This window comes from Ponticoccus sp. (in: a-proteobacteria) (genome assembly GCF_048381735.1).
In genome coordinates this window covers 830,261-852,800 of sequence record NZ_JBLXGL010000001.1, presented here as the reverse complement: position 1 = coordinate 852,800, position 22,540 = coordinate 830,261, and the positions used below count along the sequence as shown (strand labels likewise).

At 68.1% G+C, this 22,540-nt stretch carries 19 protein-coding genes and 1 pseudogene; 6 read left to right on the top strand and 14 right to left on the bottom strand.

Going from position 1 to position 22,540, the window contains the following annotated elements; all coding sequences use genetic code 11:
• Positions 1 to 181 precede the first annotated feature (181 nt).
• Positions 182 to 2,203 (top strand): transketolase, encoded by a 2,022-nt coding sequence (gene tkt / locus ACN5KJ_RS04055; protein WP_418592161.1) that lies wholly within the window; start codon positions 182 to 184, stop codon positions 2,201 to 2,203.
• 295 nt (positions 2,204 to 2,498) lie between these two features.
• Here the strand turns inward: tkt and lpxB are convergent, their stop codons facing one another.
• The 12 genes from lpxB to frr form a co-directional block, all read right to left on the bottom strand.
• On the bottom strand, positions 2,499 to 3,659 hold the full coding sequence (lpxB, locus tag ACN5KJ_RS04050) for a lipid-A-disaccharide synthase (protein ID WP_418592160.1): 1,161 nt from the start codon (positions 3,657 to 3,659) through the stop codon (positions 2,499 to 2,501).
• Positions 3,659 to 4,447, bottom strand: coding sequence for an LpxI family protein (locus ACN5KJ_RS04045; protein ID WP_418592159.1), 789 nt, complete (start codon positions 4,445 to 4,447; stop codon positions 3,659 to 3,661). The genes lpxB and ACN5KJ_RS04045 overlap by 1 nt, the downstream gene beginning before the upstream one ends.
• Positions 4,448 to 4,480: 33 nt before the next feature.
• Entirely contained in the window at positions 4,481 to 5,269 is a 789-nt protein-coding gene (gene lpxA, locus ACN5KJ_RS04040) for an acyl-ACP--UDP-N-acetylglucosamine O-acyltransferase (RefSeq protein WP_418592158.1), read from the bottom strand.
• A 20-nt stretch (positions 5,270 to 5,289) separates the two neighbouring features.
• Positions 5,290 to 5,751: a 3-hydroxyacyl-ACP dehydratase FabZ gene (gene fabZ / locus ACN5KJ_RS04035; RefSeq protein ID WP_418592157.1), complete on the bottom strand. Its 462-nt coding sequence runs from the start codon at positions 5,749 to 5,751 to the stop codon at positions 5,290 to 5,292.
• A gap of 103 nt (positions 5,752 to 5,854) precedes the next feature.
• Positions 5,855 to 6,499, bottom strand: a complete 645-nt coding sequence (locus ACN5KJ_RS04030) for an OmpH family outer membrane protein (RefSeq protein WP_418592156.1) — start codon at positions 6,497 to 6,499, stop codon at positions 5,855 to 5,857.
• 7 nt (positions 6,500 to 6,506) lie between these two features.
• Positions 6,507 to 8,888 carry an outer membrane protein assembly factor BamA gene (bamA, locus tag ACN5KJ_RS04025; protein WP_418592155.1) on the bottom strand — a complete coding sequence of 794 codons (2,382 nt, stop codon included), beginning with the start codon at positions 8,886 to 8,888 and terminating at the stop codon, positions 6,507 to 6,509.
• A gap of 149 nt (positions 8,889 to 9,037) precedes the next feature.
• Positions 9,038 to 9,169, bottom strand: coding sequence for a hypothetical protein (locus ACN5KJ_RS04020; RefSeq protein WP_347167600.1), 132 nt, complete (start codon positions 9,167 to 9,169; stop codon positions 9,038 to 9,040).
• Between the two features lie 82 nt (positions 9,170 to 9,251).
• Positions 9,252 to 10,595: an RIP metalloprotease RseP gene (gene rseP, locus ACN5KJ_RS04015; protein ID WP_418592154.1), complete on the bottom strand. Its 1,344-nt coding sequence runs from the start codon at positions 10,593 to 10,595 to the stop codon at positions 9,252 to 9,254.
• A 16-nt stretch (positions 10,596 to 10,611) separates the two neighbouring features.
• Entirely contained in the window at positions 10,612 to 11,778 is a 1,167-nt protein-coding gene (gene dxr, locus ACN5KJ_RS04010; RefSeq protein WP_418592153.1) for a 1-deoxy-D-xylulose-5-phosphate reductoisomerase, read from the bottom strand.
• Positions 11,778 to 12,563 (bottom strand): phosphatidate cytidylyltransferase, encoded by a 786-nt coding sequence (locus tag ACN5KJ_RS04005; protein ID WP_418592152.1) that lies wholly within the window; start codon positions 12,561 to 12,563, stop codon positions 11,778 to 11,780. Before ACN5KJ_RS04005 ends, dxr begins: the two co-directional genes overlap by 1 nt.
• Complete coding sequence (locus ACN5KJ_RS04000; RefSeq protein ID WP_347167597.1) at positions 12,560 to 13,285, bottom strand: isoprenyl transferase; 726 nt, start codon at positions 13,283 to 13,285, stop codon at positions 12,560 to 12,562. The genes ACN5KJ_RS04005 and ACN5KJ_RS04000 overlap by 4 nt, the downstream gene beginning before the upstream one ends.
• A gap of 127 nt (positions 13,286 to 13,412) precedes the next feature.
• A complete protein-coding gene (gene frr / locus ACN5KJ_RS03995) occupies positions 13,413 to 13,976 on the bottom strand; it encodes a ribosome recycling factor (protein WP_347167596.1) in 564 nt (187 codons plus the stop codon).
• 212 nt (positions 13,977 to 14,188) lie between these two features.
• Between frr and ACN5KJ_RS03990 the strand changes: the two genes are divergently transcribed.
• From ACN5KJ_RS03990 to glmM, 3 genes are all read left to right on the top strand, one after another.
• Positions 14,189 to 15,127, top strand: coding sequence for a dihydroneopterin aldolase (locus tag ACN5KJ_RS03990; protein ID WP_418592151.1), 939 nt, complete (start codon positions 14,189 to 14,191; stop codon positions 15,125 to 15,127).
• A gap of 163 nt (positions 15,128 to 15,290) precedes the next feature.
• Positions 15,291 to 16,301: a dihydropteroate synthase gene (gene folP, locus ACN5KJ_RS03985; RefSeq protein ID WP_418592150.1), complete on the top strand. Its 1,011-nt coding sequence runs from the start codon at positions 15,291 to 15,293 to the stop codon at positions 16,299 to 16,301.
• 1 nt (position 16,302) lies between these two features.
• On the top strand, positions 16,303 to 17,646 hold the full coding sequence (gene glmM, locus ACN5KJ_RS03980; RefSeq protein WP_418592149.1) for a phosphoglucosamine mutase: 1,344 nt from the start codon (positions 16,303 to 16,305) through the stop codon (positions 17,644 to 17,646).
• A 304-nt stretch (positions 17,647 to 17,950) separates the two neighbouring features.
• Here glmM and ACN5KJ_RS03975 read toward each other — a convergent pair whose 3' ends face one another.
• Together ACN5KJ_RS03975 and proS are read right to left on the bottom strand one after the other, a co-directional pair.
• Positions 17,951 to 18,487 (bottom strand): DUF2937 family protein, encoded by a 537-nt coding sequence (locus ACN5KJ_RS03975; RefSeq protein ID WP_418592148.1) that lies wholly within the window; start codon positions 18,485 to 18,487, stop codon positions 17,951 to 17,953.
• Between the two features lie 476 nt (positions 18,488 to 18,963).
• Positions 18,964 to 20,304 (bottom strand): proline--tRNA ligase, encoded by a 1,341-nt coding sequence (proS, locus tag ACN5KJ_RS03970; RefSeq protein WP_418592147.1) that lies wholly within the window; start codon positions 20,302 to 20,304, stop codon positions 18,964 to 18,966.
• 251 nt (positions 20,305 to 20,555) lie between these two features.
• On the opposite strand from proS, the gene ACN5KJ_RS03965 reads away from it, so the two are divergent.
• Both ACN5KJ_RS03965 and ACN5KJ_RS03960 read left to right on the top strand, forming a co-directional pair.
• Entirely contained in the window at positions 20,556 to 22,100 is a 1,545-nt protein-coding gene (locus ACN5KJ_RS03965; protein WP_347167592.1) for a trypsin-like peptidase domain-containing protein, read from the top strand.
• Positions 22,091 to 22,540 (top strand): annotated as a pseudogene (locus ACN5KJ_RS03960) (hypothetical protein); the annotation flags it as partial. The gene ACN5KJ_RS03965 and the pseudogene ACN5KJ_RS03960, both read left to right, overlap by 10 nt.

The following is a 22,540-nucleotide window of genomic DNA, read 5'->3' as shown; positions in this document are numbered from 1 at the left end:
ACGCCCGGTGCTGTTTGGGTAAAGTTTAACAAGCGCAAAAGGAAATTGCGCCCCCCATACGTTACAAGGCCTTACCGGCAGGCCCTCACCCGCGAAACCGGAGGCATGGCGCCCGATGCTTGCACTTTGTCCCGACATTGATATTGAGCCGTTATCGCTAAAACTTGAGGATGGACATACGGTGGATATCGCAGAGCTTCGCACCCGCAATCCCGATCACTGGATGCGCGCAACCGCCATTCGCGCCCTTGCGCTGGACGCCGTCGCAGCAGCCAATTCCGGCCACTCGGGGATGCCCATCGGCATGGCCGACGTGGCCACCGTGCTGTGGTCGAAGCACCTGAAGTTCGACGCCGCCAACCCCGGCTGGTACGACCGCGACCGCTTTATCCTGTCCGCCGGCCACGGCTCGATGCTGATCTACGCGCTGCTCTACCTGTCGGGTGACAAGCAGATCACGCTGGACGAGGTGAAGAACTTCCGCCAGTGGGGCGCCCGCACCGCCGGCCACCCCGAAAACTTCCTTGCCGACGCCATCGAGACCACCACCGGCCCGCTGGGTCAGGGCATCTCGAACTCGGTCGGCTTCGCCATGGCCGAGGAAATGCTGCGCGGCCGCTTCGGCAAGAAGATCATCGACCACCACACCTATGTGATCGCCGGCGACGGCTGCCTGATGGAAGGCGTCAGCCAGGAGGCCTTGGGCCTCGCGGGCCGCTATGAACTGGGCCACCTGATCGTCTTCTGGGACAACAACGACATCACCATCGACGGCAAGGTCTCGCTGTCGGACCGCACCGATCAGGTTGCGCGCTTCAAGGCCTCCGGCTGGCATGTGCAGGAAATCGACGGCCACGACCCCGAGGCCATCGACGCCGCCATCCTGGCGGCCAAGGCCGAGACCGGCAAGCCCTCGATGATCGCCTGCAAGACCCATATCGCTCTGGGCCACGCGGCGCAGGACACTTCGAAGGGTCACGGCGCGCTGACCAACGCCGAGCAGAACGAGGCCGCCAAGGCCGCCTGGGGCTGGACCAACGGCGCCTTCGACATCCCCGCCGAGATCAAGTCCTGGTGGGAAGAGGCCGGTTCGCGCGGCGCCGCCGAGCGTGAGGCCTGGGAGGCCCGCCTGGCCGAGACCTCGGAAAGCCGCCAGAAGGAAATCCACCGCGTCTTCGCCGGTGAAGCCCCGAAGAAGCTCTCGGCGGTGATCAAGGCGCTGAAGAAGCAGATCTCCGAGACCAAACCCAAGGTCGCGACCCGCAAGGCCTCGGAGATGGCGCTGGAAGTGATCAACCCGATCATGCCCGAGACCGTCGGCGGCTCTGCCGACCTGACCGGGTCGAACAACACGCTGACCGGCGACTTGGGCACCTTCGACGTGGACAACCGCAAGGGCCGCTACGTCTACTGGGGCATCCGCGAACACGGCATGGCCGCGGCGATGAACGGCATGGGCCTGCACGGCGGGTTGCGCCCCTACGGCGGCACCTTCATGGCCTTCACCGACTACGCCCGCCCCGCGATGCGCCTTGCGGCCCTGATGAAGACGCCCACCGTCTTCGTCATGACCCATGACAGCATCGGCCTTGGCGAGGACGGCCCGACCCACCAGCCGGTGGAACATGTCGCGATCAGCCGCGCCACGCCGAACACGCTGGTCTTCCGCCCCGCCGACGCGGTGGAAACCGCCGAGGCCTGGGAAATCGCGCTGAAGCAGACGGCGACACCCTCGGTGATGTCGCTGACGCGCCAGAACCTGCCCACTGTCCGGACCGAGCACAAGAACGCCAACCTCACCGAGAAAGGCGCCTATGTGCTGGCCGAGGCCGAGGGCAAGCGGCAGGCCATCCTGATGGCCACCGGCTCGGAGGTCGAGATCGCCCTGGCCGCCCGCGACCTGCTGCAGGCCGAGGGCATCGGCACGCGCGTCGTCTCCATGCCCTGCTGGGCGCTCTTCGAGCAGCAGGAGGAAAGCTACCGCCGCCGCGTGCTGCCGCCCGCCGGTCCGGTGCGCGTGGCCGTCGAGGCCGGGGTGCGCTTCGGCTGGGACCGCTGGCTCTGCGGCGAGCGCGGCAATGCCAAGAAGGCGGGCTTCGTGGGCATGGAAGGCTTCGGCGCCTCGGCCCCGGCAGAGGTGCTCTACGAAAAGTTCGGCATCACCGCAGAGGCGGTCGCCGCCAAGGTGAAAGAGCTGCTCTGAGGCGGTGCGAAGGCCGCTGGAACGGCCTTCCCCCATCCCGAGACCAAAGGGCTGCCCGCGGGCGGCCCTTTTCCTTTTCAGGGGGGCTGAAAAGCACTCCGGTCCGGGACGGGGGCGCTGCCCCCGAACCCCCGAGGTATTTCGGGACCAAAGAAGCAGGGACGCTCGCCCCCCCCTTCTTCTGTCTTCAAATATCCCGGGGAGCGCGAGGGGCTGGCCCCTCGCCTCCATGCGATCACTTGGCGGTAGGGGTCTTGTGATTGCCGGGCCCTGCCTCCCTGGGGCAAGGCCTGTCTCAGGCGCTGCCGGTTCCGCCGGACAGGCCGTCCAGCACCGCGCGGGCCGCGCGCAGGCCCGGCGGGTCTTCATGCAGGCCGAGCTGCCGCATGGTGTCGGCCATGGCCTCGCGTTGCGCCTCTGGTGCGTCCAGGAGCGCGGTGAAGGCGCGCGCGATCGGCTCTGGCCGGCAGGCCTTGCCGATGAACTCGGGCACGGTTCGGGTGCCGCTGACGAGGTTCACGAGGTTGACGCTGTCGACCAGAAGCAACCGCCCGATGATCTGGCGCGACAGCCAGCCCATGTCGTAGGCCACCACCATCGGTGTCCCCGCCGCCGCCAGTTCCAGCGCGACGGTGCCCGAGGCGGCCAGCGCCGCATCCGCCGCGCGGAAGGCGGCGCGCTTGTCCGCGCCGTCCGGGTCTTCGGCGGGGTCGATCAGCACCGGGTTCCCGGGCCAGTCGCGCGTGGCCGCGCGCACCGCCAGCGCCACATTCGCCGCCATGGGCACCACCAGCCGCAGGCCGGGCCGCGCGGCCGCGATGCGGTGCACCGCGTCGGTCAGGACCGGCATCAGGCGCGCGATCTCGGACCGGCGCGAGCCCGGCAGGACAAGCGCCATCTCGCCGTCGATGCCGTGGCGCGCGCGGAAGGCCTGCGCCTCGGCGGCGCTGGCCAGCGGATCGGTCACGACCGGATGGCCGACGAAGTCGCAGGGGATGCCCGCCGCTTCCATATAGGGTGGTTCGAAGGGCAGCAGCGCCAGGACCTGATCCACATGCGCCGCCATCTTCACCGCCCGTTTCGGGCGCCAGGCCCAGACCGTCGGCGCCACGTAATGCACCGTGCGCACGTCGGAGGCCGCCTTGACCAGCCGTGCCACGCGCAGCGAGAACTCGGGCAGGTCGATGGTGACCAGCACGTCCGGCTGCGCCGTCACCACCGCCTCGGCGGTCTGGCGGATGCGCGCCTTCAGGTGGCGGTATTCCTTCAGGATCTCGGTGATCCCCATGACGCTGATCTCGTCCATCGGGAACAGGCTTTCCAGCCCCTCGGCAATCATGCGCGGCCCGCCCACGCCGGTAAAGCGCACCCCCGGCACAAGCGTCTTCAGCCCGGCCATGAGTGCCGCGCCCAGTTTGTCGCCCGAGGCTTCCCCGGCGGTAATGAAAACATGCATCAGGCGGGCCTTTCGCGAATCCAGAGGAACAGGCCATGGGCGTCGAGCGTCTCGACCAGCGCCTCGCGGTCCAGCACCAGCACGCCGCCCGCTTCGATCACCATGCCCGAGAGGCCCGCGTCGACGCAGGCCCGCGCCGTGGCGGGCCCCACCACGGGCATGTCGACGCGGCGGTCCTGCGTGGGCTTCAGGGCCTTGTAGAACAGCCCGCCGCGGGCCTCGGCGGGCAGCGCGCCAAGCATGGCATCGGTGCCCTCCCGCGTCTCGCGGGCCAGCACGCGGCCCTGCCCCAGCACGCAGCACTGGCCAAGGTCGCGGTTGCCCTGCTCGACGCTCACCCCGTCGCCAAGCGCGGCGTCGCGGCGCTGCACGGGGGAGGGCTGCACCCGGGTATATACCCCGGCGGGCGGCAGCAGCCCCGGCGCGATCTCATGCGCGCCGACAACCCGCACCCCGGCATCCTCGAAGACCGCGATCGCCGCGCGCAGGGCGCCGTCTTCGCCCTGCCTCAGCACCCGCAGGATCTTCGGCAGCACCCAAAGCGTCGAGACGCTCAGCCGGGACAGCCGCAGCGGCGGGCGGGTCACGACGCCCACCATGCAAATCTCGGTTACCCCCCGCTGCCGCAGCCAGCGCAGGAAGTTGCCCAGTCTCTCGATGCAGAACAGGTGGTCCGGCTCCAGCCGGTCGGGTGGCGCATGGGCCAGGGCGCAGACCAGGGGCCGCTCTGGCAGCGCCGCCAGAAAGGCCTCGGGCAACCTGCCGCGCCCGGCGATCACCGCCAGCATGGCAGCCCCCGACCCCGTAGTTCCGCCATCGGATCAGCCCGGCGTCAGGTAGTGGCGGTCGCTGTCGCCGAGGATGAAGTCGACGATCTCGCGCACGTAGTCGCTTTGCGTTTCAGCGCCCAGCTTCCTGGCGCGGTCGGCAAAGGCCCCCTCGCCCTGCGCCAGCATCTGGAACGCGGCCCGCAGCGCGGTGATATCCGCGCGCGCCACGCCCCGGCGCTTCAGCCCGACGAGGTTCAGCCCGTCCAGCTTGCCACGCGGTGCCTGCACCAGCCCGTAGGGGATCACGTCATTGGTCACCATGGTCACGGCACCGATGATCGCGCCGCGCCCGATGCGCACCCATTGATGCACCCCCGACAGCCCGCCGACGATCACGTCGTCCTCGAGCACGCAATGCCCGGCCAGCGCCGCGTTGTTCACCAGGATCACCCGGTTGCCGACCTGCGCGTCATGGGCGACGTGACAGCCCGCCATAAAGAGGCCGTCGTCGCCGACACGGGTGACGCCGCCGCCGCCCTCGGTGCCGGCGTTCATCGTGACATGCTCGCGGATGCGGTTGCGGGCGCCGATCTCCAGCCGGGTCTTTTCGCCGCGGAACTTCAGGTCCTGCGGGATCTCACCGATCACCGCGAAGGGAAAGATCACCGTTTCCGCCCCGATCGAGGTCCTGCCGTTCACCACGACATGGCTTTTCAACTCGACGCCGTCGCCCAGAACGACCTCTGGCCCGACGTGGCAGAAGGGGCCGACGCGCACGCCCTGCCCCAGTTGCGCGCCCTCCTCGACGACAGCCGAGGGATGGATGACGGTTTCGGGCACAGAACCCCCTTCGGTTTCGCTCAAGACGGCAGGTCCATCATCGCGGTGAACTCGGCCTCTGCGGCCATCTCACCCTCGACCGTGGCCACGCCACGGAATTTCCACACCTTGCCGCCGGGCTTGCCGCGCAGCGTCTCCAACTTCATCCGAAGCTGGTCGCCGGGCACCACCTTGCGGCGGAACTTGCAGGCGTCGATGGCCATGAAATAGACCTTCATCTCCTTGTCGGCCATCTCCAGCGTGACACCCACCATGACGGCGGCGGTCTGGGCCATGGCCTCGACAATGGTCACGCCGGGCATGATCGGCAGACCCGGGAAATGGCCCTGGAAATGCGGCTCGTTCATGGTGACGTTCTTCAGGCCGACCGCGCTGGCCGTCCCGTCGATCTCTTCGACCCGGTCGACGAGCAGGAAGGGATAGCGGTGCGGGATGATCCGCTGGATCAACTGGATGTCGGCGGATGTTTGCGTGTCACTCATGCGCGGGGCCTGCCTTGTCTTTCTATTGGTGCCTTGTCCGTAGCAATCCGCGCCCGTCAGGGCAAGCAAGCCTGTCGGGCCTGCGCCGCTTCCCGCCCTGCCTTCAGTCCGCGGTGGCGGGGGCCTCGGGGATCCTGTCGTCCGCCGGCTCCGCATCGGGGACGGCGCCTTCGGGCAGGTCCGGCAGCACGTCAGAGCCGCCGTCGCCGACCACCTGATCCAGAAGCGCGATCGCCCGGTCGGTGGCGTCCACCGCATCGGCGGCCACGAAGACCGCGCGCCGTTCAAGGATCATCACGGCGCCGGTTTCCCGCATCAGCTGTTCGATGGCAGGTTCCGCAAGGCTGAGAAAGCGCCGCCGCGCCTCGTCCTGACGGGCCGACAGCGCGCGCGCCTTGGCATCCTGTTCGCTGCGCAGACGCTGCACCTTCTCGTCGAAGGCATCGGCAAGATTGCGGAACTCTGCCGGGGGCATGGTCGGACGCTGGTCGGTCAGGCGCCGCTCTTCCTCGATCAGTTCCGCCTCGATCCGGCGGTTTTCCGCAGCAATGGCAGAGCCTTCGCTTTCAAGCGTGTCCTCCAGCCGTTGACCGAAGGCGCTTTGCGCGAAGACCCTGTCGAAATCGATCACCAGGATCGGGCTGTCGGTCAGGCCGGTGTCCAACGGCCCGCCCATCGACTGCGCAAGGGCGCCGGCGGGGCCGAGGCCCGCCAGCAGGATGCAGATCGCGGCGAACCGGCGCAGCATCGACCGCTCAGAACTGGGTCGAGACGGTCAGGTTGAAACGCCGGTCATCGTCGAAGTCCCGCTTCTTCAGCGGCTCCGAGAAGTTCAGGCGAAGCGGGCCGATGGCGCTGTCCCAGAAGATCGAGAAGCCGACCACATGGCGGGCGTCGAAGTCCTCGGACACGATGCTGTTGCCGCCGGCCACCTTGGCCTTGGTGGCATCCGACAGCCCCCAGACAGAGCCGACGTCGTAGAACAGACCGCCCGAGATGCCGTATTCGTCCGGCAGACCGATGGGGAACTCTGCCTCGAAACGCGCGACGGCGAAGTATTCGCCGCCCAGCGGATCGTCGACATTGTTGCCGATCTCACGCGGACCGATGCCGCCGTAATCGAAGCCCCGCAGCTGGTTCGGCCCCACGAGGAAGCGGTCGGTCACCCGGCTGTTGCCGCTAGAGTAGCTGATCGCACCGGCATCGAGCGAGGCCCGCAGCGTCACCTCTTCAGAGAAGACCTTGGTCTGGGCCACGGCGCGGACATTGGTCCGCACGTAAGTGGAATCGCCGCCAAGCCCGGCAAAGTCCTGTCCGAATTCCAGCAGGTAGCGCGTCTTATCGTCCAGACCGAAGCGGGCCGTATCGAAGTTCAGCGTATAGCCGAGCGAGCTGTCGAACCGCTCGCCCTCTGCGGCCTCGGCCTTGATGATCCCGCCGATATCCGTATCGGTCGGATCGACGTTACGGATGTCGCTGTAGCGCGCCGAATAGCGCAGCTGCAACGAGGTCGCTTCCGACAGCGGGAAGGTCAGCGCGGGCTGGAACAGGCCCTTCGCCGTGTCGAAGGTCGCGTTCAGGTTGTCCGTCTCGCTGTAGTTCAGATCGAAGCTCAGCGACAGGTCGCGGCCCAGCAGCGCCGGTTCGGCGAAGCGCAGCGAATAGGACCGCGAGGACGAGGCGGTGTTGATCCCGAAGCTGAAGAACTGGCCCCGGCCAAGGAAGTTGCGTTCCGAGAAGGTGATCGCTGCGCCGATGCCGTCGGTGGTGGAGTACGAGCCGCCGAAGGACAGCGAGCCGGTCGGCTGCTCTTCGACGTCGACGTCGACGATGACCTGCTGCGGGCTGGACCCTTCGCGGGCCTGCACGTCGGCGGTGGCGAAGAAGCCAAGCGCGCGGATGCGTTCGGCGGCCTCGCGCACGGCGCGCGGGTTGAAGGGATCGCCCTCGACCACGTCGAACTGGCGCCGCACCACGCGGTCCAGCGTGGTGGTGTTGCCCTCGATGTCGATGCGTTCGATAAAGACCCGCTCGCCGCGCGTCAGAACCAGATCGACATCCAGCGACAGGTCGCGGTCGTTGCGGCTGATCCGCGGTTCGACCCGGACGAAGTTCAGACCTTCCTGAATCGCCAGCTTTTCAAGCCGCGCGATCTCGTTCTCGACCAGAACCGGCGAGTAGACCTTGCCCGAGCGCATCTTGACGCGGCGCTGGAACAGCGCGGTATCGACCTCGGCGAGATCCGAGGAGACCGTCACGTTGCCGACGCGGAACTGCTGGCCTTCCTCGACGTTAAAGGTGACGAAATAGCCGTCCCGTTCCTGCGCCAGTTCGGCGTTCACCCCGGTGATGCGGAAATCGACGTAGCCGCGCGAGGAATAGAAGTCGCGCAGAAGCTGCTTGTCGAACTCGACACGGTCCTCGATGAAGGTGTCTTTCGAGATCACCGCCCGCAGCAGGCCCGCCTGCTTGGTTTCCAGCACGCGGCGCAGGCGCCGGTCGGTGTATTTGCCGTTCCCCGAGAAGCCGATGCGCTCGACCTCGGCAACGCCACCCTCGAAGACCTCGAAGACCAGGTCGACGCGGTTGTCGCTGCGGCGGATGACCTTGGGCGACACGCGGGCGGCCACCCGGCCCTGCGTCACATAGGCCTCGGACAGGGTCTGGGCGTCGGCCTCGGCCACGCTGGGGCTGAAGACGCGGCGCGGCTGCGATTGCAGCGCGGCGGCAAGGTCTTCGTCCTTGATGCGGCGGTTGCCCTCGATCGAGATGCGGTTGATCGTCGGGTACTCGACCACGCGGATCAGCAGCGTGCTGCCCTGCGGCACGATCTCGACCCGTTCGAAGAGGCCGGAATTCAGGACGCGCTGGTAGGCGTCGTTCAGCTCGCCGCCGGACACGGTCTGCCCGCGCGCGATCCCGGCGTAGGACAGGATCGTGCTGGCGTCGACGCGGCGGTTGCCCTCGATCCGGACGGAACTGAAACTGTAGGCCTGCGCCACGGCGGGGCTTGGCAGGGTCACGACCCCGGCGCCCAGCCCAAGGGCGAAGGACAGGGTTACGGCCTGAACCGCCGTCCTGACCCGAAATTTGTTTTTATCAATCTGCGCTGCTCGCGCGGAAATGACTGAGGCCATTCTCGCAATCCACTTCGACATCCCACGCGAAGGGAGTATCGGGATTGCAGGGGCTTGTCAAAAGCCAGCGTCGCCTTTTTGCCCCTTCTGTCGCGCAGAGGCCGCCCGTGCGGCGGGGCGGCCGTTCATGCAGGGGTCAAAGGCCCGTTTCAGGTCAGGACGGTCCCGAGGTAGGCGCCCAGAAACAGCGCGAAGACGACGGTCGCGATGTAAAGAAGCCGGTCCCAGTTGATGGTGACCAGCAGGCTCATGCTGCGGTATCCGGCGGAGAGGGTCTGCATGGATTCGGTTCCCCTTGACTGCTGGAAACCGTCCTACCCCCGGATTCAGACCGAATTTTGGCAGGGACCGGGCGAACTGTTGTCAGGGACAGAACAGATCGTTGGTCAGCGCGAAGATCATCAGCGACAGCACAACAGTCAGGCCGATGGACATCAGCACCTTCAGCGCCTTGTCGCTGGGCGGACGGCCCGAGACCGCCTCGTAGGCGTAGAACACCAGGTGTCCGCCATCCAGCACCGGCACCGGGAAGAGGTTCAGCAGGCCCACCGCCGTCGACAGCACCGCGACGAACCAGATGAAGCTGGTCGTGCCCTGCCGCGCCATGTCGCCGCTGGTTTCGGCGATACCGATGGGGCCGGACAGGTTGCAGGTGCTGATCGAGCCGGTGATCATGTGCCACATGCCCGAGATCGAGCCTTCCATGATGCGGCCCACCTGGCTGACCCCGCCCCAGAGCGCGGTGCCGAAGCCCGGTGTCACGGTGGCCGGTTCAAAGGCCACGCCGCCGACGATGCCGATGCGGTAGAAGGTCTGGAAGCCGCCGCCGGGCTGCGGTTCGTCGATCCGGCGCGGCGTCAGCTCCTTGGCAAGGATGTCGCCGTCACGCCAGACCTGCAGCGCCAGCGTCGCGCCGTCAGAGCCCTCGACCTTGTCCTTGAGCTGCTCGAAGGCAAAGACCTCTTGCCCGTCGATGCTGACGATCACGTCGCCCGCCACCAGACCGGCATCGCCGGCGGCAGAGCGCGGCGCGATCTGCGTGGCGATGGGCGGATAGACATAGGGGCCGGCCACGGTTGTTTCCTGCCCGTCACGGCGCACGGTGTAATCCAGCAGAGGCTCTTCCGGCAGCGCCTGCATGTAGGCCTCGTAGGCGATGCTGTCTGAGAAGGAGGGCAAAGCGTTGCCCTCGATGGCAATGACCTCGTCCCCCTCCTGCAATTCCTGCTGCACCGGCAGCGGGCGCAGTTCGCCCACGGTGACGGGCTCCGCGATCTCGCCCCGGACCATGAAGACGCCGGTGAAGATGATGATCGACAGGGCGAAGTTGAACAGCGGTCCCGCCGCGACCGTTGCCGCGCGTGCCCAGAGCGGCGCGCCGGACATGGTGTGGCGCATTTCCTCTTCGTTCAACCCGCGCAGCGCCTCGTCGTCGATGCCGCCCGAGGGATTGGCGTCGCCGCGGAACTTGACGTAGCCGCCAAAGGGAAAGGCCGCGATCTGCCATGTCGTGCCGTCGCGGTCGACGCGCGACCAGATGACCGGGCCGAAGCCCAGGCTGAAGACCTCGGGAAAGATGCCCGATTTCTTGCCGACGATGTAATGGCCGTATTCGTGGATGGCGATGATGATGGACAGCGCGACGACGAAGAAGACGACGGTCCAGAGGAATCCGCCGAACTGCGGTATCAATGTCATCAGGTCCAAAGGAACGCCCCCGTTATCAATTCCTGCCGCCGATATCTCGGGCCGTATGCCTCGCGAGATGGTCAGCCTGCAGGATCATATCAAGTGTAAACTGGTCACGATTGTGTCCCGCGTGGGACGAAAGGCAGGAGAGTGTCTCTTCGACCACCCCCGCCATGCGGGTGAAAGGGATCTGCCCCGCGATGAACTGGTCCAGCGCGACCTCTTTCGCCGCATTGAAGATCGCCCCAGACAAACCGCCCGCCTGCATCACCTCGCGCGCCAGCCGCAGCGCCGGCCAGCGCGTTTCGCAGGGCTCGCGGAAGGTCAGTCGCCCCAGCTTCACCAGGTCCAGCCGTTCGACCGGCAGCGCCCGGCGCTGCGGATGGTGCAGGGCAAAGCCGATGGCGTGGCGCATATCGGGAGGGCCGACATGCGCCATGAGCGCGCCGTCGCAGAAACCGACCAGCGCGTGAATCATCGATTCAGGGTGGACGACAACCTCGATCTGTTCGGGGTCCAGTGCGAAGAACTCTCGGGTTTCAATGACTTCCAGCGCCTTGTTGAACATGGAGGCCGAGTCGATGGTGATGCGCTGGCCCATGTCCCAGTTGGGATGGGTGGCGGCCTGTTCCGGCGTCGCCCGGGCCAGATCCTCCAGCGGCCAGTCGCGGAAGGCGCCGCCGCTTGCGGTGATGACCACCCGTTCGACCGCCGCCATATCCTCGCCGATCAGGGCCTGGAAGACGGCGGAATGCTCACTGTCCACCGGCAAAAGCGCCGCGCCATGGGCCTGCGCCGTGCGCAGCATCAGCGGCCCGGCACAGACCATGCTTTCCTTGTTGGCCAGCGCCAGCGTGGCGCCCTGCTCCAGCGCCCGCAGGCCCGGTTCCAGCCCCGCCGCGCCGACGATGGCCGACATGACCCAGTCCGCCGGGCGGCTCGCCGCCTCGATCAGCGCCGCGCGGCCCGCCGCCGCCTGCACGCCCGACCCGGCCAGCGCCTCGCGCAGCTCGGGCAAGAGGTCGTCATGCGCCGTGACCGCCACCTGCGCCCGCAGGGCGCGCGCGTCCTTCGCCAGCTGCGCGATATTGCGCCCGCCGGTCAGGGCCACGACCGCGTAGGCGTCGCGGTCGCGCGCGATCAGGTCGATGGTGTTCTGCCCGATAGAGCCGGTGGCCCCGAAAATGGAAATCCGCCGCATCAGACCCCCGGCGGAAAGCCCACGATCTGGCCGGCGATGATCAGGAAGACCGCCCCGCCCAGCATCCCGTCAAAGCGGTCCATCAGACCGCCGTGCCCCGGGATCAGGTTGGAGCTGTCCTTCACACCCGCCTTGCGCTTGATCGTGCTTTCGGCAATGTCGCCGATCTGGCTGGCCATGCTGACGGCGATGGAAATGCCGATCAGCCCCGCGCCCTCGATGGTCCATCCGGCCCAGAAGGCGCCGACAACCGCCGCGCCGACCCAGCCGCCCACGGTGCCCGCCCATGTCTTGTTGGGAGAGACGCGGGGCCAGAACTTCGGCCCGCCGATGCTTTTCCCGGCAAAATATCCCATGACGTCGGTGGCGACGATCACCGCCACCAGCCACAGCATCCAGGTCAGACCGTAGTCGCTGCGCAGCGCCATCATCGAATAGCCCGCCAGCAGGATCATCATGGTCGTGACCGCATAGGTGACGCCGCCCCGCTCCATCCGGCTGAACCCCAGCATGGTCGGCAGCATCAGCAGCGGCAGCGCGAAAGAGGGCGGAATGCGGATCGCGACGAAGACGCAGACAACCGTTGCGGCGGCCAGGATATACTGCGCCTTGGTGCGTCCGCTGTCGACCATGGTCACCAGTTCCCAGACCATGCCGCCGCAGATCAGCGCGATCAGCGCCTGCCACCAGACCCCGCCCAGCCAGACCGCCGCCATGCCGATGGCGATCATGATCAGGCCCGAGATCACCCGGGGCTTCAGGTCGGACCAGCGCTTGCGCGTCATCGGCCCACGGCGCCGAACCGCCGGTCCCGCTTGCCATAGGCGCCGCAGAGCGCCGCGAATTCCTCGGCCGAGAAATCCGGCCAGAGCGTATCGACGAATTCGTATTCCGCATAGGCCGACTGCCACAGCAGAAAGTTGGAGATCCGGGCCTCTCCGCTGGTGCGGATCACAAGATCCGGATCCGGCAGCACATGCGTGTCCAGATAGCGCGGCAGCGTCTCTTCGTTGACGTCGTCCGGGTGCAGCTTGCCGTCGGCCACGTCCTGCGCCAGCCGCTGGGTGGCGCGCGCCACCTCGTCCCGCCCGCCATAGTTGAGCGCGATGGTCAGGTTGGTGCCGGTGCAATGCCCGGTCATGCGCTCGGCCTCGTCCATCAGCCCGCGCAGCTTGGCATCCAGCCGGGGCCGGTCGCCGATAAAGCGGACGCGGACGTTTTCCTTCACGAAGGCCTGCATCTCTTTCATGATATAGCGCCGGAACAGGCTCATCAGGCCTGCCACCTCGACCTGGGTGCGCTTCCAGTTCTCTGTCGAAAAGGCGAAGATCGTCAGGTACTTGACCCCGGCATCCGGGCAGGCCTCGACGATCTCGCGGACCCGGCGCGCACCGGCGTGGTGCCCGAAGAGGCGCGGACGCCCCTTCTGCGTGGCCCAACGTCCATTGCCGTCCATGATGATGGCCACGTGGCACGGGCCATCGGTTTCACGGAGGGGTCTGGACATTACACTGTTCCCTGAGATCAATCGTCTGCCCCCCTCTGTAGCCTATCGGGCGGTCAACCCAAAGCCGATAGCTGGCGGCACGGTCAAAGCAAGCGGCATGGCGCGCGCAGAGGCACGCGCCGGGCGCTCAGACCTGCATGATCTCTTCTTGTTTGCCGGCCAGCGCCTCGTCGACCTTCTTGATATAGGTGTTGGTCAGGTCCTGAACCTCGGATTCCCAAAGCTTCTGGTCGTCCTCGGATATGCCGTCGGCCTTGGCCTTCTTGATCTGGTCCATGCCGTCGCGGCGCACGTTGCGGATCGAAACCCGGGCGTGTTCGGCATATTGCGCGGCGACCTTGGTCAGCTCTTTGCGGCGCTCCTCGTTCAGCTCGGGAATCGGCAGCATGATGATGGTGCCGTTGAGCTGCGGGTTGATGCCAAGGCCCGACTCGCGGATCGCCTTTTCCACCTTGCCCACAAGACCCTTGTCCCAGACGTTGATGGTGACCATGCGCGGTTCCGGCACGTTCACGGTGCCGACCTGGTTGATCGGCGTCATGGAGCCGTAGGCATCCACCTGGATCGGCTCCAGCATGGAGCCCGAGGCGCGCCCGGTCCGCAGCGAGGCAAATTCCGTGCGCAGGTTGGACATCGCGCCATCCATGCGGCGGGTCAGGTCGTCTGTATCGAGCATGAAGTCGTCGGACATGGGTTTCAGAACCTCGTTCTAGGGGTCGTGCCTTGAAAAAACGGCTTATCGCCTCGGGATGCGAAGATCAATCGAGCATGGCACCCGCACCGACAATCGCTGTCGACCACCCTCTGACGCGTCGCGCCACCCTGCATATCCGTCGCTCCTGCCCTCGCCAAGCCGGGCCGGGCGGTGCATAAGGGCCGCAAGCCGGAAACCGGAGAGACATCATGGTCAGCGAAACCCGCCTAGCCTTCGCCCACCCCGCCGAGCGCGCCATCGCCACGGCAGAGGACAGCCTGCGCGACCGTATCAGCCTGCGCGATCACCTCGTCGAGGTCGAGATCGGCGCCTTTCAGGCCGAACGCGGCACCCGGCAAAGGATACGCTTCGACGTGGTGGTCGAGGTCGTGCCCTTCAGCGGGCCGCTGGACGACGACGTCGACCGCATCCTGTCCTACGACCGCGTGACAGAGGCCATCGCGCACGAGCTTGCCGCCGAGCGGGTGAACCTTCTCGAAACCCTGGCCGAACGGATCGCAGAGCGCATCCTGCTGGAACCCCAGGCCCTGCGCAGCTTCGTGCGAATCGAAAAGCTGGATCGCGGGCCGGGCGCCCTTGGGGTCGAGATCGTCCGCGCCCGGCAGGACGTGGCGGCCCATCGCGAGGCGCTGGCACAGGAAGTGGCGCAGGAACGCCCGCATCCCCGCGTGGTGTACCTGTCCAATGCCGCCATGGCCGATGACCGGCTGGCGGCCTGGCTGGATGCGCTGGCGGCCCGGCCCGAGCCGCTGATCCTCTGCGTCGGCCGGCCCGACCTGCCCGCCCCGGTCACCGGCCACAAGATGACCCAGCGGCGCATCGACCTGCTGTCGATCGAGCAGAACGCCTGGCTGCTGGCGGCGCGGGACCTGCGCTGCAAGGTTGTTGCCACGCGGACGGAACTGGACTGGGCCATGAAGAACGGCCAGATCTGCGTCTGGGCGCCTTCGAAGATCGTGCTCGACGCCACGCATGGCCCCGGGGTGCAGCCCGCTGAGTCGGTCGCCCTTGCCGCCTGGTTCGCGGCAGAGATGGAAGCCTCGGAGATGGTCGTGCTGGGCGAGGCCGCACCGGCGCAGGCCGAGGTGCCGCTGCGCGCCCTGGCGCTGCACGACGCCTTGTTCTGACCCAAGGTCCGGCAGCGGATTCGCCAATCCGCTGCCGACCCGGGCTGCGGCGGCCCGTTGTAACATGGCGTGAGCGCTTTCGGCGACGGTCTGCCAGCCGGATCTGCCGCCCGTCGCCCGCGTCTCTTGCCAAGACCGGCCCGATCCGTCAGTCACTTCGGCCATGACAGAGTATTACAGGCCCATCGTCCGCTTCGGTCCCGACCGCCCCGAAGGCGCCCTGCCCCTTGCGGGCGGGCCCGGCTGGTTCACCGAGGTCCAGCTCCGACGCCGCGACACCGCCCCCCGTGCCCTGCCCGCGCAGGACCTGCCCCCGGACTGGCGCCAGCGCCTGACCGCACCGCGCGCCGCTGTGGCCGGGCTGGACATGGGGCGGGCCAACGTCATGGGCATCCTGAACGTCACGCCCGACAGCTTTTCCGACGGCGGCAGCCACCAGACCGCCAATGCGGCGCTGCACCGGGCGCGCGGCATGGTCGCGGCGGGCGTCGACATGATTGATGTCGGCGGCGAAAGCACGCGGCCCGGCGCCGCCACGATCCCCCCCGAGGCAGAGATCGCGCGGATCGAGCCGGTGATCCGCGCCATCGGTCACGAGATTCCGGTGCCGGTCTCGATCGACACGCGGAAGTCCAGCGTCGCCGAGGCGGCGGTCGAGGCGGGCGCGGCGCTGGTCAATGATGTCTCGGGCTTCACCTACGATCCGATGCTGGGCCGCTTCTGCCAGACCCGCGGCCTGCCGGTCTGCGTCATGCACGCGCTTGGCGACCCGGAAACCATGCAGGACGATCCGCGCTACGACGATGTGCTGCTGGACGTCTACGACTTCCTCGAGCGGCAGGTCTCCGCGCTGGAACGGACCGGCATCCCCCGCGACCGCATCGTGGTCGACCCGGGCATCGGCTTCGGCAAGACCATGGCGCACAACCTGACGCTCCTGCACAATGTCTCGCTGTTTCACGGGATGGGCTGCCCGGTGCTTGTGGGCGTCTCGCGCAAGGGCTTCATCGGCACCCTGTCGGGTGCCGTCGAGCCCTCGGGACGCGTGGCGGGATCGCTGGCCGCCGCTCTGGCCGCCGCGGCGCAGGGCGTGCAGATCGTCCGGGTGCATGACGTGACCGAAACCGTGCAGGCGCTGAAGGTCTGGCGCGCAATTGAACAAGCAGAGGCATGAGATGAGCAGGACACTCTTCGGCACCGACGGCGTGCGCGGCACCGCCAACACCTATCCGATGACCGTCGAGATGGCGATGACGCTGGGCGCCGCCGTGGGCCGCCACTTCCGCAACGAGCATGGCGGCGTGCACCGCGTGGTGATCGGCAAGGACACGCGGCTGTCGGGCTACATGTTCGAGAACGCCCTGACCGCCGGGCTGACCTCGACCGGCATGAACGTGCTGCTGCTGGGGCCGGTGCCGACGCCCGCCGTCGGGCTGCTGACACCCTCGATGCGGGCCGATCTGGGCATCATGATCTCGGCCAGCCACAACCCGGCGGAAGACAACGGCATCAAGTTCTTCGGCCCCGACGGCTTCAAGCTGTCCGATGCGGTCGAGGCCGAGATCGAGGCCCTGGTCGAAGGCGGCGTGCGCCCCGCCGCGCCCGAGAACATCGGCCGCGCCAAGCGCATCGACGACGGGCGCTTCCGCTATCAGGAACGGGTGAAGTCCACCCTGCCCCACGGGCTGCGGCTGGACGGGGTGAAGGTGGTGGTGGATTGCGCCAATGGCGCCGCCTACAAGACCGCGCCCGAGGTGCTGTGGGAACTGGGCGCCGATGTCATCCCGGTGGGCGTCTCTCCGAACGGGCTGAACATCAATGCCGAATGCGGATCGACCAAGCCGCAGCGCGCCGCCGAGGCGGTGGTCGCCCATGGGGCCGACGTCGGGCTGTGCCTCGACGGAGATGCCGACCGGATCATCCTGATCGACGAGAACGGAGAGATCGCCGACGGCGACCAGATCATGGCGCTGATGGCGGCCCGCTGGGCCGAGGAGGACCGCCTGAAGGACGGCACGCTGGTGGCCACCGTGATGTCGAACCTCGGGCTGGAACGGTTCCTGCAGGACCGGGGCCTGCGGCTGGAACGCACCAAGGTCGGCGACCGCTACGTGGTCGAGGCCATGCGGACGGGCGGCTTCAACCTTGGCGGCGAGCAGTCGGGCCATATCGTGATGACCGACTATGCCACCACCGGCGACGGGCTGATGGCGGGGCTGCAGTTCCTCTGCGAGATGGTGCGCACCAACCGCGCCGCCTCGGAGCTGACCCATAGCTTCGCCCCGGTGCCGCAGCTTCTGAAGAACGTGCGCTACGGCGCGGGCGGGCTGCCGCTGGAAGAAGCCCGCGTGCAGGCCGCCATCGCCGAGGCCGAGGCCTCGCTGACCGGCAAGGGGCGGCTGTTGATCCGCAAGTCGGGGACGGAACCGCTGATCCGGGTCATGGCGGAATGCGAGGACGAGGGCCTGCTTGCGCAGGTGGTCGACGGAATCGTCGCCGAGGTGCAGGCGGTGGCCTGAGCCGCCCGGACCCGCGCGCCGGGTGGAAGGCGGGCTCGCCGGTCCTTGGCCGATGTCGCAGGGGGCTCTGCCCCCCGGCCTGCGGCCTCCCCCCGAGGTATTTCGGGACCAGAGAAGCGAGGCGCAGCGCACCGCAGGCGAGGCGGGACCTTGCAGTCCGGCGATGTGCGGCCTGTTGCGGGTTCCGGCCTGCGCGCCTGCCACAACAGGGCCTGCGCGCAGGCCCCAAAGGGGCGGCTGGCGGTGCGCCGGTCCGGCCCGGGGCCGGTGGCTTCAGGGGGGGGCTGGGCGTGACTGGCGCGGCTCAGCCCTGCCGCGCGGTCCGGCGGCGCCGCCTCGGAAAGAGGACCGCGCGGGCGGTGCGCCAGGAGGTCTTGAGGAACCACAGCGCGATCCCGAGAGCGAGCCAGCCCGCGAAGAACCCCACCCCGGCGAAGGTGATCCCCTCGAAGGTCAGCGGCAGGGCGGGCTTGAAGCTTTCCATGGTGCGTTCGGCCACCGCGCGGTCGCCGATATGCGTGGCGAGTTTCGCGCGCATGAAGGGGCCGGCGCCCTGAAGCGCCGTCAGCGCCGCTGACATTTCCCCGAGGCGCGCGATGTCGCTGGCCATATTCGCCGCCTGCGTCTGTGCGAGCGGCCCCTCGGCGCCGAGCCGTTGCAGGTAGGTCGCCATGGGCAGGCCCGCCGCCTCTGCATCGGCGCCGTAACGGTCGACCTGCCGGGACAGCTCGTCCACCGCGCCGCCGAGGCGCTGCATGTATTGCTGAGAGAATTCCGGGAACTGCGACAGCCCCGCGGCCCCGGTCAGCCCGGCGGCCAGTGTCACTGCGCGGGTGATCATCTCCGGCGCCTCTTTGTTTTTCTGCTCGGCGGAAGAATACCGCGCAGAGGATGGCCGGATCAAGCATTGGCAGCATGGGCTGGATATGCGCCCCGCGACAACCGGAGATCGGTTCGGCGAAGGGCGCGGGCTTTGAAGGGGGCCGTGCAGCCGCGCCCGCAGAGATGCCTGTGTGGCGCATTCGGCAAGACCGCACGGGTCGGCAGCGGAGGCCGTGACGCGCAGAGACGCCGGGGCGGTCCGGGCGGAACCGCCTTCAATCTACGCGGTCGGATCCAATCTGTCGGAGGAGGGCATCGACGGGCGCGCGGCGGGTGTCGGGTCGGCGGCGGACATCGGCGGGTGCACGGAGGGCTTCAGGTCGCGGGTCTCAGGACGGCCGATCCGTGACCGTCATTGGAGGTGCGCCCCCATGCAAGCCGGCCCCGGGCAAGGGCGGGCGGCGGACAGGATCGCCCTGCCCGCCGCCCGTCCGGTCAGGCCGACTTGCCGTAGATCTGCGCGATGCGGGCCACCGCCGCTTCGGGCGGCAGTTCCTCGCTTTCGCCGGTGCGGCGCGAGGTCAGTTCCACCACGCCGTTCTTCAGCCCGCGCGGCCCCACGGTGATCCGCCAGGGCAGGCCGATCAGGTCCATGGTGGCGAACTTGGCGCCCGCGCGTTCGTCGGTGTCGTCGTAGAGCGGCTCCAGCCCCAGGGCGGTCAGCGACGCATAAAGCGCCTCGCAGGCCGCGTCCGCCTCGGCGTCGCCGGTCTTGAGGTTGACGATACCGCAGTGGAAGGGTGTCACGCCCTCGGGCCAGATGATGCCCTTGTCGTCGTGGCTGGCCTCGATGATGGCGCCCAGAAGGCGGCTGACGCCGATCCCGTGGCTGCCCATGTGCACCGGCACCTCGGCCCCGTCGGGGCCCTTGACCGTGGCGCCCATCGGCTCGGAATACTTGGTGCCGAAGTAGAAGATCTGCCCGACCTCGATGCCGCGCGCGGTGCGGCGGCGTTCTTCCGGCACCTCGTTGAACAGCGCCTCGTCGTGGGTTTCATCCGTGCGGGCATAGCGCGAGGTGAACTCTTCCAGCACCGCCTGGCACTGCTCGACCGAGTCGTAATCGATCTGGCGGTCGCCGAACTTCAGGTCGGTGATCTGGCTGTCGTAGAAGACCTCGCTTTCGCCGGTCTCGGCCAGCACCAGGAATTCATGCGTGTCGTCGCCGCCGATGGGGCCGGAATCGGCGCGCATCGGGATTGCCTGCAGGCCCATGCGCTCGTAGCTGCGCAGGTAGCTGACGAGGTGGCGGTTGTAGGCGTGCAGCGCGTCTTCCTTGGTCAGGTCGAAGTTGTAGCCGTCCTTCATCAGGAACTCGCGCCCCCGCATCACCCCGAAGCGCGGACGGATCTCGTCGCGGAATTTCCACTGGATGTGGTAGAGCGTCAGCGGCAGGTCCTTGTAGCTGCTGACATGGCTGCGGAAGATGTCGGTGATCAGCTCTTCGTTGGTGGGACCGTAGAGCATGTCGCGGTCCTGCCGGTCGCGGATGCGCAGCATCTCGGGGCCGTAGGCGTCGTACCGACCGGATTCCTTCCACAGTTCGGCGGATTGCAGCGTCGGCATCAGCAGCGGGATATGCCCGGCGCGCTGCTGTTCCTCGTGCACGATGCGCTCGATATTGCGCAGCACCTTGTAGCCCAGCGGCAGCCACGAATAGATGCCCGCGCTGGCCTGCTTGATCATGCCGGCGCGCAGCATGTAGCGGTGAGACACGATCTGCGCCTCGGAGGGCGTTTCCTTGAGGACGGGCAGGAAGTAGCGGGACAGGCGCATGGGCGGGACCTTCGGTTGCGTTTCGCCCTTCCCTAGCGGCTCGGCGAAGGGCGGACAAGGGTGGCGCGCGGTGCAGGCCGGATGGCCCGCGAAGCGGCTCTGCCTTTCGCGGCAGCACGCCCTTGGGCCCGGCCCCATCCGCCCCGGCAGCGGCGTTTCCCGTCGACGCCATGCCATCCAGCCGGAAATCCCCACCTTCCCTTGCGTCGAACCCATGGCATACTGCGGCAAAGCCATTTCCGGGGGAGACCATGCGTTTTTTGATCACCGCCCTGTTCCTGCTGGCCGCCCTGCCCGCCCGGGCGCAGATCGCCGATTGCGACTTCGGCTTCGACATCGACCGGCAGTCCAGCGCCTTCCAGTCCATGCTTGTCGACGGCGAGCAGAAGAAGGGCTTCTGGCTGTCGGTCAACCGCGCGCCACCGGAAATCCGGGGGCTGGCGAAATACATCGGGCGGTTGCAGGTCTGCCTGATCACCCCCGACGGCAAGCCGCGCGAGATCCGGCGGGGCGGCGGCACGATGACGCTGGACAGCCCCTTCGTCGCCAATTGCACCGCCGCTCTGCTGCCGGACAACCGGCTGCTGACCAACGCGCATTGCTACTTCGACCCCGATCTGGTGGCGGCGGGTTTCTCCATCGTGCAGGAGGCGCGGATCAATTTCGACTATACCTCGAAGGACGACACCGGGTCGGTCCGAACCTATCGCGTGCTGACCGGCCCCATGGCGGTGGACGAGGATCTGGACGCGCTGCTGTTGCAGGTGATCGGCGATGCCAATGCGGATCTGGGCGGGCACATCCCGATGAAGATGCGCCGTGACCTGCAACCCTACCAGTCGCTGGCCATGATCCATCACCCGGGCGCCGAGCCGCAGCAGTATTCTACCGGGACCTGCCAGATCCACCGGCGTCAGGACGAGATCGACGCGGGCCGTTCGCCGCTGCGGCACACCTGCGAAAGCATCGGCGGCTCGTCCGGGTCGCTGCTGTTCGACGCGCGGACCCTGGCGGTCGTGGGGCTGCACAACCAGGGTGGGTTGTCGCGGCTGGACGAGAGCTTCAACGGCGGCCACAAGATCGCGATGATCGACGAGGCCTTCGGTCTGGGTTTCGAAGAGGTCGGCACCGCCGCCCCCGCCGCAGGCCCGGCCACCCCGGCCCCCTCGCGCGCAGAGCAGGCCCGCGCGGCGCTGTCCGAGGCGCTTCTGGAACCGGAGGCCGAGACCCAGATCGCCCGGCTGCGCGCGGTGATCGAAGAGTATCCCGGCACCGACATGGCCAAGCGCGCCCAGTCGATGCTGGCGCGGCTGGAAGACCAGCAGGCCAGCGCGTTGACGACACAGGCCAACGCTGCCCTGACCGAGGCCTTGCTGATGCCGGAAGGCGCCGCCAAGCTGACCGCCCTGCAAGCAGTGGCACGGGACTACGCGGGCACCACGGCGGCGGTCAACGCAGGCGATGCGGCGCGGCGGCTGCAGGCTTCGATGCAGGCGGCACAGGCCGCGCCCACGGTTCAGCCGCGCGTGCAGGCCGCGCCGGTGGCCCCGAGAGAGACCACCCGCCAGCCCACCCTGCGGGTCTGCTACGTCAACGACGTGCGCCCGCCGGATGCCTATCTTGCCCTGCGCTCGCAGCCCTCGTCGCGCTCGGGCAGCCGCCTGCGCCTGCTTTACAAGGGCGAGAGCTTTTCGATGGTCGGCCCGCGTCAGGGCGACTGGCACCTCGTCTCGACCCCGGACGGGTTGCAGGGCTGGGTGTCCTGGGCCAAGTCGCGGTGGATCACATGCCCCTGAAGGCGCTTTTCGCGGCGCTCTTTCTGGCGGGCGGCGCGGCGGCAGAATGCCCCGCCGTGCTGACCGGCGCCGCGCGTCTGCTGGTGGTCACCACCCCCGGCATGAGTGCGCCCACGGGCACCGGGCAGCTTTGGAAGCGCACGCCCGGCGCCGACTGGCAGGCGGTGGGCGGCCCGATCGCCATGGTGCTGGGGCGCAACGGGCTGGGCTGGTCGCACGATCAGGGCGCGCTGGCGCGGGGCAGCGAGCCAATCAAGCGCGAGGGCGACGGGCGCACCCCAGCCGGGATCTTTGCGGCGGGCGAGGCCTTTGGCATGGGGCCGACGCTGCTGCCCGGGGGCCGCCGCCCCCCCCCCCCCCCCGCGCCCCGCCCGCGCTGTGGCTCTGGCGGGCCGGCTCCGAAAAGATTTCGTCGGGGACAACCTCACCGAGGCCCTGCA

Bases quoted from the DNA above. Each gene is read 5' to 3' on its own strand.
- lpxB (WP_418592160.1), bottom strand. From the start codon at position 3,659: ATGCATGTTTTCATTACCGCCGGGGAAGCCTCGGGCGACAAACTGGGC.
- ACN5KJ_RS04045 (WP_418592159.1), bottom strand. From the start codon at position 4,447: ATGCTGGCGGTGATCGCCGGGCGCGGCAGGTTGCCCGAGGCCTTTCTG.
- fabZ (WP_418592157.1), bottom strand. From the start codon at position 5,751: ATGAGTGACACGCAAACATCCGCCGACATCCAGTTGATCCAGCGGATC.
- ACN5KJ_RS04030 (WP_418592156.1), bottom strand. From the start codon at position 6,499: ATGCTGCGCCGGTTCGCCGCGATCTGCATCCTGCTGGCGGGCCTCGGC.
- bamA (WP_418592155.1), bottom strand. From the start codon at position 8,888: ATGGCCTCAGTCATTTCCGCGCGAGCAGCGCAGATTGATAAAAACAAA.
- ACN5KJ_RS04020 (WP_347167600.1), bottom strand. From the start codon at position 9,169: ATGCAGACCCTCTCCGCCGGATACCGCAGCATGAGCCTGCTGGTCACC.
- dxr (WP_418592153.1), bottom strand. From the start codon at position 11,778: ATGCGGCGGATTTCCATTTTCGGGGCCACCGGCTCTATCGGGCAGAAC.
- ACN5KJ_RS04005 (WP_418592152.1), bottom strand. From the start codon at position 12,563: ATGACGCGCAAGCGCTGGTCCGACCTGAAGCCCCGGGTGATCTCGGGC.
- ACN5KJ_RS04000 (WP_347167597.1), bottom strand. From the start codon at position 13,285: ATGTCCAGACCCCTCCGTGAAACCGATGGCCCGTGCCACGTGGCCATC.
- frr (WP_347167596.1), bottom strand. From the start codon at position 13,976: ATGTCCGACGACTTCATGCTCGATACAGACGACCTGACCCGCCGCATG.
- ACN5KJ_RS03990 (WP_418592151.1), top strand. From the start codon at position 14,189: ATGGTCAGCGAAACCCGCCTAGCCTTCGCCCACCCCGCCGAGCGCGCC.
- folP (WP_418592150.1), top strand. From the start codon at position 15,291: ATGACAGAGTATTACAGGCCCATCGTCCGCTTCGGTCCCGACCGCCCC.
- glmM (WP_418592149.1), top strand. From the start codon at position 16,303: ATGAGCAGGACACTCTTCGGCACCGACGGCGTGCGCGGCACCGCCAAC.
- ACN5KJ_RS03975 (WP_418592148.1), bottom strand. From the start codon at position 18,487: ATGATCACCCGCGCAGTGACACTGGCCGCCGGGCTGACCGGGGCCGCG.
- proS (WP_418592147.1), bottom strand. From the start codon at position 20,304: ATGCGCCTGTCCCGCTACTTCCTGCCCGTCCTCAAGGAAACGCCCTCC.
- ACN5KJ_RS03965 (WP_347167592.1), top strand. From the start codon at position 20,556: ATGCGTTTTTTGATCACCGCCCTGTTCCTGCTGGCCGCCCTGCCCGCC.